Genomic DNA, 13104 nt, shown 5'->3' on the forward strand with positions numbered 1-13104 from the left:
CATATGGTTCAGGCCACACTGCTGGGGACCAGGACCAGCAGACGACCTCGTGAATGATTCTCCCCTCCTACCGAGCGGCAAACAACGCGAAAAGTCCCTCCAGCCAGTTGCACGTCGTGATAGCTCTGGTCCGCGGCCCGCCACACATGGCGCAAATCGGCCGGTAATACCTCGTCAGCATCCTGTCCCAACAACGCCGTGTTTCTGCCAAACAGGACTTCAGCGTCTGCATTCACAAAGGCCACCATGCCTTCCAGGTCTACCCCGATGACCGCAGCAGGAATATGGTCCAAGACCTCCCGTGCAACACTCAGGCTACTCTCTTCGCGGTGAATTTGCTCCCGTTGATTCGTGAGCAACTGTTGCAAGCGGTCGTTCACGGCACTGAGTTCCTCGTTGGCACTGAGAACGGCATTCGCAAGGCGCCGATTGTCATCAGCCATCCCTTTTTGAGTGAATGCTTCGGCGACGTGGCCGCGAAGCCGTTCGTCATCCCACGGTTTCGTGAGGAACTTGTAGATGGCACCCTCATTGATCGCGTCGGTGATGGACTGCAATTCCGTGTAGCCAGACAGCACCATCCGCACGGTGTCCGGATACAGCTCCTTGGCCCGGCGCAGAAACTCCACCCCGGTCATACCGGGCATTCGCTGATCCGAAACAATCACATCCACCGAGTTTTCGGCCAGCCTTTGCAAACCTTGCGCTCCGCTGTTGGCCGTCACGATGTGATAACCATCCCTGCGCAGCAATCTGCGCAGCGCAGAAACAATGCTGTCTTCGTCATCAACCAGCAACAAGGTGCGTTGGTGGGTGCGGCGCAGCAGCAAGTGCTCTGGCAGCGCCTTGCTCTCACGCAATAGCCCCCCCATGGCATCGGCTGTGAGCAAGCCGCTGAAATAGTAGCCCTGCATCTGGTCGCAGCCGTTGGCGATGAGCAATGCCAGTTGCCCCTCAGTCTCCACGCCTTCCGCCAGCACCTTCATCTGAAGGCTGTGCGCCATGTTGATGATCGCGCGCGTGATGGACACATCCTGCGATGCCGCCGTGACGTCATGAACAAACGAGCGGTCCACTTTCACCACGTCAATGGGCAGGGTGCGAAGGTAGCTCAGGCTGGAATAGCCGGTACCAAAATCATCGAGCGAAATTTCAATGCCCAGCGCCTTGAGGTCGCCCAGAATGCGCGCTATGCGGGCACTTTCTCCCATCAGTGCACCCTCGGTAATCTCCAGCCCCAGCAGCCTGGGGTCCAGGCCGGTTTCAATAAGAATTTTCTGTATTTTCTGGGTCAGATCAGGCTGCTGAAGCTGGCGAGCCGACAGGTTGACGGCAACCCGGCACATGACATGGCCCGCGCGCTGCCACTCCAGGGCCTGGAGGCAAGCCGCACGCAAAACCCACTCGCCAATGGGTACGATCAGGCCCGTTTCTTCTGCAACCCGGATGTAGCTGGACCGGGGTATCAAGGTGCCATCGGGGGAATTCCATTCCAGGAACGCCTCGGCACCAATAACGGTGCCGCTGACCAATTCGAGCTTGGGCTGAAAATGCAGTTCGAACTCGTTGCGCTCCAGCGCCCGGCGCAACCCAGATTCCATGGCGAGCCTGGAGATCGCCTTCGAATGCATGCCCGAGCTGAAAACGCAGATCTGGTTCTTGCCCAGTTCGTGGGCACGATACATGGCCGCCTGAGCCTGCTGGAGCAGCTTTTCCGGGTCTTCCCCGTGCACGGGATAGATCGATATTCCGATATCGCACGTCACCTTGATCTCGTTGTCACCGATGGCGATCGGCAGAGACAGTGCGTCCACCCATGAGGCCGCGATGCCCCGAGCCAGGGTCTCGTCCACGGTCTCTTCCCGCGCCAGCACCAGCAAAAACTCGCCGCTGCCAAAATGCGCCAGCAAATCGTCCTGCGACACCTGGGGCTGCAGCCGTCTTCCTACCTCCATGAGCAACTGGTCCCCGGCTGCGTAGCCCAGTGATTCACTGACGAGCTTGAGTCGGTCGATCTCGACACTCAGGACCGCAATTTGCCGCCCTTGCCGCGCCGCCTCGCGCATTTTTGTATCCAGATACTCCGTCAGTGCGTTGCGGTTGGGCAGTCCGGTGATTTCGTCGGTGTTGGCGAGCTTGTCAAGTTTCTGTTCCGCCGCGCGCTGCAGCGTGATGTCCTGCAAAAGCGTAACCGTTCTGACTACTTTGCCATCTTCATCGGCTTCGGCCAGGACCCGGTGCAGTACCGTGCGCAAGCTGCCGTCGGCGTGAACAATGCGGTGCTGAAACTCGCAGACGTCATCGGGAGAAACGCCTTCGCTGATGGCCTGAACATACGGCCGCTCCACGGGGGGAACTTTGGCCAGCAGCCAGTCTTTGTCGGGGGGGTCCTCGGTTTGCGGGATGCCGAAGATGGCGTGCATGCCGGACGACAAGGTGACGGAGCCAGAAACCAGGTCCACCTCGGCAGAACCTATGCGAGCAAGCTCTTCGGCGTTGCGAAACAACTGGACGCGCTGCTGGGCGTAGCGTGTCGCCGCCTGGATGGCACTGACGTCATGCAGCGTGACCAGATCTGCAGCTTGCGCCGAGAGAAAAATTCGCGCCCCCCAGACCTGGGCGCCGAACCGTTCGCCATTCTTGCGCTGGCATTCGATCTCATAGGCTTTGCCAGGAACGCCCGCCACCCGCGCGCTGGCCTGCTCCCGCACCATGTCCCGATGCTCGGGCACGCACAGCAGCATGGGGTCCATGCCTCCCAGCATTTCTTCCTGCGTGTACCCAAACAGTTCCAGAAGCTTTGGATTCACAAAAAGGAATCGACCCTTTTGAATCACAAAGACGGCCGCTTGCACCTGCTCCACCAGCAGCCGATAGTCGGCTTCAGACAGCGCGATCTCCTGTTCAAACGACCGGTCTTCAGTATCGTGACTATCCATTGTGATAAGCCTTGGCTAACACGGAAATGATGCAACGAAGCCCATCGATGGCGGGGCTTCAGGCTTGCCTTGGGCCGCCTCTGCCTTCACCCCTGTGGCGCTGCGTTGCGAAGAATGGTGTCGATGGTTGCAGGGCTTTCCGTCGGCCAGTGGCCTCCTCCCGATTCATTTGCGCAGTTTGCCCGCCTGCCCTGGAGCGTCGAGTCTGCGGCCCACTGTACCTATCCAGTTGCCGGTTGTCACGACATTGCCGCGAGTGCGCATGGTGTCCCCTCCTGCAATGCCGGGATACCCGTGGTTCTCCCTCAATATGGGGCGCGCCGCTCCGTCGTAGCCGCACCACAAGACCAGTCCTGCTATAAACCTATTTACATTTTGAGCAACTGTCTGTGAGACTGTTGCAAAAAGAGAGGGTCGATATGCACACGAGTCTTTCAGTGGCACGCCTCGTCGCCCGAGGGCTGGCAATGGCGGTTATTGCTGTTGCGATGACCCTGCCCCAGGCCCAAGCCCTGGACAAACCCACGGGCACCGTGGTGCTCACCATCGATGGTGCGATCAGCCAGACGAACAACGGCTCACAAGCCCAGTTCGACATGGCGATGCTGGAGAAACTGCCCCAACACAGCTTTTCCACGCAGACCCCTTGGTACCCCAGCGCAGTCACTTTCACAGGCCCGCTGCTGCGTGATGTGCTGGCGGCCGTCGGTGCCAAGGGCAAGAACATCACGGCGGTGGCGCTCAATGATTACAAGACAGAAATTCCCATTGACGACGCCACACGCCACGACGTCATCGTTGCCCGGCTCATGAACAACCGCCCCATGCGTGTGCGCGAAAAAGGGCCGCTTTTCATCGTCTACCCGTTTGATACCAAGGCCGAGCTGCGCAGCGAGCTGTATTACAACCGCGCGGCCTGGCAACTGCACATCCTGCGGATCCGCTAGCCCACACGCACTCCTTACAGGCACTCCACCATGATCCGGGGCAAAAACGTTCTGCGACTGATCATTGCGGGCCTGGTGGTGGCGTATGTGGCCATTGCGGGAGTGCAATACCACCAATACCGCAGCGTGGAAGCGGTCATGCGCCGGGGCGACGTCAATGCCTTGTGGTCTTTCCTGCAGCTCAACGTGGAGTACGAGAAGCTGGACCACGCGCTTCACCAGTTCGAGATGGACCCGGCCAGCCTGCCCATGGACCGGCTGGAGCTGCGTTACGACCTGTTCCTGAGCCGCTTCAGTGCGCTCGAAAGTGGCACCGCCCGCACGCTGATGCAGGAGGAGCCAATCTACAGCACCGCCCTCGACGCGTTGCAGAAATTTGTTGCCGCAGGCGATGAGCATTTCGGGCAAAGCGTGGATACGGTGTCCAGCCGCATGAACATGCGGCTCCTGCGGGCCGAGCTGAACAAACTGCGCGACATCGTTCAGGAACTGTCGCTCCAGGCGTCGCGCATCTCCGCTCTGCTGGGCGACCGGCGCAACGAAGAGGTCAAGCACCAGACCCTGCTGACCACCGGGCTGACCGCCTTCCAGGCCATTCTGACCTTCCTGTTGGCCTTTGCGATGGCGCGCCAGTTTCTTCAGCGTGAAAAGGCCACCTCCCAGGCCATGGAGGCACAGGCCGAACTGGTGGATGCCCTCAAGCGCAGCGAAGAGGCCCTGGAGGCCCGGGTGGCCCAGCGCACTACAGAACTGCAGCAGGTCAACGCCGCACTGCGGGAACATGAGGACGAACTGGTGGTGGCCCAGGCTAAGGCCGAAGATGCCTCGCGCATGAAGTCGGACTTTCTGGCCAACATGAGCCACGAAATCCGCACGCCCATGAACGCCGTGATTGGCATGAGCCACCTGGCGCTGGCCACGGAGTTGACCGTGCGCCAGCGCGACTACATCCAAAAGATCCAGCGGTCCGGTCAGCACCTGCTGGGCCTGATCAACGACATCCTGGACTTCAGCAAGATCGAAGCGGGGAAGCTGGAAGTCGAGGTGGTCGATTTCGACCTGCACGGCGTGCTCGATAACGTGGCCAACCTGCTCGGCGAAAAGTGCGCCAGCAAAGGGCTGGAGCTGATGTTTGACGTGGACTCCCACCTGCCCGCCGACTTGCGCGGAGACCCCCTGCGGTTGGGGCAGATTTTGGTCAATTACGCCAACAACGCCGTCAAGTTCACGGACGAGGGCGAGATCATCGTGCGGGTCCGCGAAGCCGCGCGGGATGCGCAGGGCGTCCTGCTGCGTTTCGAGGTGCAAGACACCGGCATTGGCCTCACCGACGAACAGCAATCGCGGCTGTTTCGCTCGTTCGAGCAAGCTGACACCTCCACCACACGCAAGTACGGCGGCACCGGCCTGGGATTGGCCATTTCCAAAAAACTGGCCAGTCTGATGGGCGGGGACGTGGGTGTGCAAAGCGCGCCGGGCCGGGGCAGCACGTTCTGGTTCACGGCCCGGCTGGGCCTGGGCGCTTCCACACAGCGGCCGCTGTTGCCGGAGCCGGACCTGCGCGGCCGCCGCGTGCTGGTGGTAGACGACAGCGAACAGGCGCGGCAGATCCTGGCGGAGCTACTGTCCAGCATGAGCTTTTCGGTGACGCTGGCCAGCTCAGGAGCACAGGCCGTGGACCTGGCGCGAGCCGCCGATCAGGCCGGCCGGCCCTGCGAAATTGCCTTTCTGGACTGGAAGATGCCCGGCATGGACGGTTTTGAAACCGCCCGCCAGCTGGCCCAACTGCCCCACCCACCCCGCCCCGTCATCGTCACCGCGCATGGCCGCGACGACGTTCTGAACGAACTCACACGCTCAGGCATCGGGCTGATGCTGACCAAGCCTGTCAACCCATCGCAGCTTTTTGATGCTGCGATGCGTGCGTTGGGCGGGGCGCAGCGGGTGGACGATGGGCGGCGCCTGCCGGCCCCACCACGGGGTGCGGAGCTGGCGTCGATCCGGGGTGCGCGGGTGCTGCTGGTGGACGACAACGATCTGAACCAGCAAGTGGGCCGCGAACTGCTGGCCAGCGCCGGGCTGGTGGTGGACGTGGCCGACAATGGCCAGGCCGCGCTTGACATGCTGGCCCGTGGTACCTACGACATAGTGCTCATGGACATGCAGATGCCAGTGATGGATGGCCTTACCGCCACCCGCCACCTGCGCCAAAACCCCACCTGGGCGCGCCTGCCGGTGCTGGCGATGACGGCCAACGCGATGAGCAGCGACCGCGAGCAGTGCCTGGACGCGGGCATGAACGGGCACATCGCCAAACCCATTGACCCCGAGGCCCTGTTTGCCGCCCTGCTGCAGTGGATTGCGCTGCCGCACACCGGCACAGACTCCGGCGGCATGACCGCTGCAGCGCAGCCTGCGGTGGCTGACGCCCCTTCAGTGGCGACGCGGGGTACAGCAGACCCGCTTGCACACATCGAAGGCCTGAATGCGGCCATCGGGCTGCGGCGCGTGCTGGGCAAACGCGCCGCCTACGAAGGCCTGCTGCGCACGTTCGTCACCGGCCAGGCCAAAGCAGTGCAGGAAGCGCAGGCGCATCTGGCCTCAGGCCGGCCGCAGGCAGCGCAGCGGGCCATGCATACCTTGAAAGGCGCGGCAGGCACCATTGGCGCGCTGCGTCTGGCCGAACTGGCCAATGCTGCGGAGCAGGCCATTGCGCACAAGGCGGTGACCGAGGCCCTGGATGCCCTGCTGCAGCCTGTGGACGATGCCTGCCGGGCCCTGGTGGTTGCCCTGCAAGGAGCCTTGCCTCCCGAGCCTGACACACAGCACGCGGCGGGAGCTGCGGGAGCCCTGGTGGACGAGGCGCGCACCCGAGAGCTGGTAGCCCGCCTGGACGCCTTGCTGGCAGACAGTGATTCCGAAGCCGTAGAGCTGTTCAAGGACTCCGGCCCCAGCCTGAAGGCCCTGCTGGGCCCCGCCTACGTCGACATGAAACAGCGGCTGGACAACTACCTCTTTGCCGATGCGCTGGACGTGCTGCGCAAGGCGGGGAACAACAACACACAACACAAGGAGGACCCAGTTCATGAATAGTCCATTGGAATTGAGCGGCAAATGTACGGTGCTGGTGGTGGATGACACACCCGGCAATTTGTCGCTGATGAGCGACCTGCTGCGCCCCGACTACAAGGTCAAGCTGGCCCCCACCGGCGAGCGTGCGCTGCAAATCGTGGCGGCCGAAAAACCCGACCTGATCCTGCTCGACATCATGATGCCGGACATGGACGGCTACGAGGTGCTGCGGCGCCTGCAGTTCAACCCCGACACCGAGGACATCCCGGTGATCTTCCTGACGGCCATGAGTGCCACCGACGACGAAACCGTGGGGCTGGAGCTGGGCGCCGTGGACTACATCACAAAACCCGTCAACCCCGCCATCACCATGGCGCGGGTGCGCAACCACCTGCAGCTCAAGCGTGCCCGGGATCTGCTGGCCCACCACAACCACTTTCTGGAGCAGGAAGTGGCCAACCGCACGCGCGCCCTGGCCGAGCTGCAGGACGCCACCATCCGCGCCATGGCATCGCTGGCCGAAACGCGCGACAACGAGACGGGCAACCACATCCGTCGGACCCAGCACTATGTGGAGGCGCTGGCCCGCAAGCTGCAAGACCATCCGCGCTTTCGCGACGAACTCACGGAAGACGCCATCCAGGTGATCTTCAAGTCCGCCCCGCTGCACGATATTGGCAAGGTGGGCATCCCCGACCGCATCCTGCTCAAGCCGGGCAAGCTCACGGTGGAGGAGTTCGAGATCATGAAGACGCACACCACGCTGGGCCGGGACGCCATCGTGGCGGCAGAAACCGAAACCACGCAAAACAACCCGTTCTTTCGCTACGCCAAGGAGATCGCCTACAGCCACCAGGAAAAGTGGGACGGCTCAGGTTATCCCGAAGGGCTGGTGGGCAACACGATCCCTCTGTCGGCACGGCTCATGGCCGTGGCCGATGTGTACGACGCGCTGATCTCCGAGCGCGTGTACAAGCCCGCCTTCACCCACGAACACGCGGTCGATATCATCCGCGACGGCCGGGGCAGCCACTTCGACCCCGACATGGTGGACGCCTTCCTGGCACTGTCCGAAGAGTTCCGGCGCATCGCGCAGCGTTTTGCCGACGGGGAACATGCCCTGCAAGCGCAGCTCGACCGCATTGCCCAAGACCTCTCCACCGACAGTGCGGTCATCGGCGACAGCAGCGGCAACCATGGCAGCGGCGGTTAGCCGCAGGCGCCTGCGGCGCTTTCTACCGCCCCACCCTCCGAGGTGGTGGTGGTGCGGTGTCCGTTGAGGCCCAGCTTGGCCAGCAGTTGCAAGTCGGCTTCCACATCAGGGTTACCGGTCACCAGCAGCTTGTCACCATAAAAGATCGAATTGGCACCAGCCAGGAAACACAGCGCCTGCACCGCTTCACCCATCTGCTGGCGCCCGGCAGAGAGGCGTACCCGGGCCTTGGGCATGGTGATGCGGGCCACGGCAATCATGCGCACAAAGTCCAGCGGGTCGATGGGTTCGCTGTCAGCCAGCGGCGTGCCGGGCACCCGCACCAGGCTGTTGATGGGCACCGACTCGGGGTACGGCTGCAGGTTGGCCAGCTGGGCGATCAGGCCAGCGCGGTGCACTGGCGCCTCGCCCATGCCCACAATGCCGCCGCAGCACACGCTGATGCCCGCGCTGCGCACATGCTGCAGCGTGTCCAGCCGGTCCTGGTAGGCGCGGGTGCTGACCACATCGGTGTAGTACTCGGGGGCGGTGTCCAGGTTGTGGTTGTAGTAGTCCAGGCCCGCGTCCTTGAGCGCCTGCGCCTGGTGCGATTCGAGCATGCCCAGCGTGGCGCAGGTCTGCAGGCCCAGGCCCTTCACGGCGCCGATCAAGGCGCTGACTTTTTCGATGTCGCGGTCCTTGGGCGCACGCCAGGCGGCCCCCATGCAAAACCGTGTGGCACCGGCATCTTTGGCCGCCTGGGCGGCGCGCACCACTTCGTCCACCTCCATCAGCTTGTCGGCCTTCACGCCGGTGTCGAACTCGGCGGCTTGTGGGCAGTAGCCGCAGTTCTCTGGGCAGCCGCCGGTCTTCACGGACAGCAGCGTGGCCAGCTCGATGTCTCCTGCGGGCCAATGCTGGCGGTGCACCGTCTGCGCCTCAAAAAGCAGGTCCATCAGCGGCTTGTCCAGCAACGCCTGGATAGCGTTCACCGTCCAGGGGCCTTGCGGCGCGGGGACGGGTGTGGCGCGCCGGTGCAGGTGAAGGGGTTGCACAGGTTGCGCGGCGGGAGCGGCAAGGGTCGTGGAGGACATGGCGGTCAATTCCCTTCAAGGCGTCTGCCCCACAGTGGCACGGGGCCGCGAGGGAGCAAGAGGTTGGTTACACAGCGCGCACCGCCCGAAACGGGGTGGTCCCACACGGTACGCAGCGAGGTGGGCGGATTCTGGACGAGAAAAAGGCACAAACACACGCCACAGGGTCACAAAAGGTGCCAAGAAAAACGTGGTGCCAATAGCCGTCAAATTCAGAATTTTTTGAGCACAGAAGACGGTGATTTGGAGATATTTACCAGGTTTTCGTGCGTTGAATTTTTTGCCTGCATCAAAATTCCGGCAGCGGTCGTTATCTGTACCTAACAGGCGCGCGATCTGCCGGACATACGCCTGAAGATGGCCGACGTTCAGGCGTTTGCCTGCAGCCCTCCGTCAGCCCAGCGCAGCAATCACGTCGGCCGGGGCCTGGACCAGCTCGATCAGCACGCCCTCGCCCGCAATCGGAAACTCGTCATTGCTCTTGGGGTGCAAAAACGTGATGTCGTAACCCGCCGCGCCCTTGCGGATGCCGCCGGGCGCAAACCGCACCCCTTGTGCAGTGAGCCATTCCACAGCCCGGGGCAGATCGTCGATCCACAGGCCGATGTGGTTGAGCGGCGTGGCGTGCACGGCGGGTTTTTTTTCGATGTCGAGCGGCTGCATGATGTCCACCTCGACCTTGTGGACGCCCTGCCCCATGGCCAGGATGTCTTCGTCCACGTTCTCGCGCTCGCTCTGGAACGTGCCGGTCTGCGTCAGGCCCAGCATGTCCACCCACAGGGTTTTCATGCGCTGCTTGTCGGTGCCGCCAATGGCGACCTGCTGGATACCCAGGACTCGGAAGGGCCTGTGGGATGCGGTCATGCTGATTGCTCCTTGATTGATAGCTAAAAATAGAGTCCCATTAAGCGCCAGGGGCCAATTTCATTCAAAAAATGGTCGACTTGAGTGGCTTGCGACCTGCCGCCTACCCCTCGCGCAACACCCAACTGCTCAGCGTGGCGAAGTATTCGCGCAGCCAGGCGTTGTAGCGTGTGGCCAGGGGCGTGGGTGCTGCCACCGGCACCATGTGGGTAAAGCCGTGGCGCTGGGCAATGCGCAGGGCGCGCGGCAGGTGGAAGTCGCTGGTCACCAGCGCCAAGGGGGCCGTGACGGCCACACCGCGCGCCTGCAGCAAGGGGCGACTCCATGCCAGGTTCAGTTCGGTGCTGGTGCTTGCCTTTTCCAGCACCAGGCGTTCAGGTGAGATACCGTGGTGTTCTTGCAGGTAGCGCGCCATCACCTCGGCTTCCGTGTCCGTTGCGCCCCAGACCTGGCCACCACACACCGCGATCAGGGCGGCGGGCTGCAATCGCGCCAGCGCGGCCGCCGTGTCCAGCCGCGCTGCCAGCGCCGGGCGCGGTTGCCCGTTCTGGATGCCAGCCCCCAGCACCACAATGGCCTGCACCGGCGGCGCCTCCGCCGGAGACACGCCAGCATCCAGCAAAAAGGCCCAGAAAACCGCCACGCTGAGCATCCATGCCGCCAGACCACACCAGCCGGCATACCACCACTGCTGGCGCCGCCGGTCATGGTGCCGCCAGCGCGCCAGCGGAGCCCACCACACCGCCAAAGCCAGAAAAAGGGCTCCCAGCGCAACGGGCAGCATGGTGCCCAGGTTGAAGTGCCCCAGAACCATCAGCACCGCACCATCCAGCAACAGCGCGCCGCCAGCCAGCGCGAGCAGCATGCGCAAGCCCCTCGTCATTGCGGGAATGGACCCAGGTGACGGATTGTTCGGGCCGCAGCCGCAGTGCGTTGCCGCATCACTGGAACTCAATGATCACGTCGTCCACCGCCAGCGACTCGCCCTTGCCCGCCACCACCTTGCCCACCACGCCATCTTGCGCGGCAAAGAGGATGTTCTCCATCTTCATGGCTTCGATCACGGCCAGCTTCTCGCCAGCCTGCACCTTCTGGCCGGGCTGCACCGCCACATCCACCAGCAGGCCAGGCATGGGCGACAGCAGAAACTTGGACAGATCTGGCGGTGCCTTGAAAGGCATCAATTGGTGCAGGCGTGCGCCCAGCGGCGACAGCACGATGGTGTCGATCTGCGTGCCGTTGTGCGCAACGCGCAGGGCCAGTGGGTTCTTGCCAGCGCCCCGCTCCACCTGGGCGGTGAAACCCGCGCCATTGCACTGCCCCTGCACACGGATCTGGCCCAGCGTGGCGGCGCTGCTGATCTGGTAGCTCTTGTTGCCCACGGCCACCACACTGGAGCCCGACTTGTCCTGGAAGTCGGTGACCGACACCGCATGGTGCTCGTTCTGGCCCTCGGCCCCCAGCGTGACCACCACAAATTGCTCGCCCACCTTCACTTCGTGCCCTGCCAGCTGCCCGCTGATGCCCGAGGCGCGCGCGCGGTAGCGGCGGTTCATGAAGGCCGCCAGCGCCACCAGGAACAAAGGGTCCTCGTGGGGCACGTCTTCAGAGTGAAAGCCCTTGCCGTAGTGTTCGGCGATGAAGCCTGTGTTGAACTCGCCGGTCACAAATTTAGGGTGGGCCAACAGGGCCGCCTGGAACGGAATATTGCTGCTGATGCCGCGGATCACGAAGCCATTGAGCGCCGCGCGCATCTTGGCGATCGCATGGTTGCGGTCCGTGCCGTGCACGATGAGCTTGGCGATCATCGAGTCGTAGTACATGGGGATTTCGCCGCCTTCGTACACGCCAGTGTCAACACGCACACCGTGCTTCTTGTCGGTGTCGCCCTGGAACATGCTCTCCTCGGGTGGCTGAAAGCGCACGAGGCGACCCGTGGACGGCAAAAAGTTGCGGAACGGGTCTTCCGCATTGATGCGGCACTCGATGGCCCAGCCCTCGCGTTTCACGTCGGCTTGCGTGAGGGGCAGCTTCTCGCCCGCCGCCACGCGAATCATCAGCTCCACCAGGTCCAGGCCGGTGATGCATTCCGTCACCGGGTGCTCCACCTGCAGACGGGTGTTCATTTCGAGGAAGTAGAAGTCCTGGTCCTTGCCGACCACGAACTCCACCGTGCCCGCGCTCTGGTACTTCACGGCCTTGGCCAGTTGCACGGCCTGCTCACCCATGGCCTTGCGGGTGGCATCGCTGATGAAGGGCGATGGCGCCTCTTCAATCACCTTCTGGTGGCGGCGCTGGATGGAGCATTCGCGCTCGTTCAGGTAGATCACGTTGCCGTGGCTGTCGCCCAGCACCTGGATTTCGATGTGGCGCGGCTCCTGCACAAACTTCTCGATGAAGATGCGGTCATCGCCAAAGCTGTTGCGCGCCTCGTTCTGGCAGCTGGTGAAGCCCTCGAACGCTTCCTTGTCGTTGAACGCCACGCGCAGACCCTTGCCCCCGCCACCGGCCGAGGCCTTGATCATCACGGGGTAGCCAATGCCCTTGGCGATCTCCACCGCCTGCTCGGGGCCAGCGATGGCGTCGTTGTAGCCCGGGATGGTGTTGACCTTGGCTTCGTTGGCCAGCTTCTTGGACGCGATCTTGTCGCCCATGGCGGCAATCGAATGCGCCTTGGGGCCGATGAACGCAATGCCCTCGTCTTCGCAGCGCTTGGCAAAGGCCTCGTTCTCGGAGAGGAAGCCGTAGCCGGGGTGCACGGCCTGTGCGCCGGTTTGTTTGCAGGCGGCAATGATCTTGTCAGCCAGCAGGTACGACTCGCGCGAAGGCGCGGCGCCAATGTGCACGGCCTCGTCGGCCAGCTTGACGTGGCGGGCTTCCTTGTCGGCGTCGGAGTAGACGGCCACAGTCTTGATGCCCATCTTGCGGGCAGTAGCGATGACGCGGCAGGCGATTTCGCCACGGTTGGCGATCAGGATTTTCGTAAACATGTTCTT

The 13104-nt window shown here is 63.0% G+C and carries 8 protein-coding genes; 3 read left to right on the top strand and 5 right to left on the bottom strand.

Features of this window, described 5'->3' with window-relative positions:
• Positions 1–8: 8 nt before the first annotated feature.
• Entirely contained in the window at positions 9–2939 is a 2931-nt protein-coding gene (locus tag ASE52_RS05820; RefSeq protein ID WP_057224468.1) for an EAL domain-containing protein, read from the bottom strand.
• Between the two features lie 488 nt (positions 2940–3427).
• On the opposite strand from ASE52_RS05820, the gene ASE52_RS05825 reads away from it, so the two are divergent.
• The 3 genes from ASE52_RS05825 to ASE52_RS05835 are packed head-to-tail and all read left to right on the top strand — an operon-like array spanning position 3428 to position 8171.
• Complete coding sequence (locus ASE52_RS05825) at positions 3428–3886, top strand: molybdopterin-dependent oxidoreductase (protein WP_010458859.1); 459 nt, start codon at positions 3428–3430, stop codon at positions 3884–3886.
• 30 nt (positions 3887–3916) lie between these two features.
• A complete protein-coding gene (locus ASE52_RS05830) occupies positions 3917–6979 on the top strand; it encodes a response regulator (protein WP_057224470.1) in 3063 nt (1020 codons plus the stop codon).
• Positions 6972–8171: a two-component system response regulator gene (locus ASE52_RS05835; protein WP_057224472.1), complete on the top strand. Its 1200-nt coding sequence runs from the start codon at positions 6972–6974 to the stop codon at positions 8169–8171. Before ASE52_RS05830 ends, ASE52_RS05835 begins: the two co-directional genes overlap by 8 nt.
• On the opposite strand, the gene bioB is transcribed toward ASE52_RS05835, so the two are convergent.
• From bioB to ASE52_RS05855, 4 genes are all read right to left on the bottom strand, one after another.
• On the bottom strand, positions 8168–9253 hold the full coding sequence (gene bioB, locus ASE52_RS05840) for a biotin synthase BioB (protein ID WP_057224474.1): 1086 nt from the start codon (positions 9251–9253) through the stop codon (positions 8168–8170). The genes ASE52_RS05835 and bioB overlap by 4 nt on opposite strands.
• 384 nt (positions 9254–9637) lie before the next feature.
• Complete coding sequence (locus ASE52_RS05845; protein WP_057224476.1) at positions 9638–10108, bottom strand: VOC family protein; 471 nt, start codon at positions 10106–10108, stop codon at positions 9638–9640.
• A 103-nt stretch (positions 10109–10211) separates the two neighbouring features.
• Positions 10212–10973: a YdcF family protein gene (locus ASE52_RS05850; RefSeq protein WP_082606770.1), complete on the bottom strand. Its 762-nt coding sequence runs from the start codon at positions 10971–10973 to the stop codon at positions 10212–10214.
• 76 nt (positions 10974–11049) lie between these two features.
• Entirely contained in the window at positions 11050–13098 is a 2049-nt protein-coding gene (locus tag ASE52_RS05855; RefSeq protein ID WP_057224480.1) for an acetyl/propionyl/methylcrotonyl-CoA carboxylase subunit alpha, read from the bottom strand.
• Between the last annotated feature and the right edge of the window lie 6 nt (positions 13099–13104).

It is taken from the genome of Acidovorax sp. Root275, assembly GCF_001428965.1.
Lineage (GTDB): Bacteria > Pseudomonadota > Gammaproteobacteria > Burkholderiales > Burkholderiaceae_C > Acidovorax > Acidovorax radicis.

Coding starts and splice junctions, on each gene's coding strand:
- ASE52_RS05845 (WP_057224476.1), bottom strand. CDS start 10,108: ATGACCGCATCCCACAGGCCCTTCCGAGTCCTGGGTATCCAGCAGGTC.
- ASE52_RS05820 (WP_057224468.1), bottom strand. CDS start 2,939: ATGGATAGTCACGATACTGAAGACCGGTCGTTTGAACAGGAGATCGCG.
- ASE52_RS05825 (WP_010458859.1), top strand. CDS start 3,428: ATGACCCTGCCCCAGGCCCAAGCCCTGGACAAACCCACGGGCACCGTG.
- ASE52_RS05855 (WP_057224480.1), bottom strand. CDS start 13,098: ATGTTTACGAAAATCCTGATCGCCAACCGTGGCGAAATCGCCTGCCGC.
- ASE52_RS05835 (WP_057224472.1), top strand. CDS start 6,972: ATGAATAGTCCATTGGAATTGAGCGGCAAATGTACGGTGCTGGTGGTG.
- ASE52_RS05830 (WP_057224470.1), top strand. CDS start 3,917: ATGATCCGGGGCAAAAACGTTCTGCGACTGATCATTGCGGGCCTGGTG.
- ASE52_RS05850 (WP_082606770.1), bottom strand. CDS start 10,973: ATGCTGCTCGCGCTGGCTGGCGGCGCGCTGTTGCTGGATGGTGCGGTG.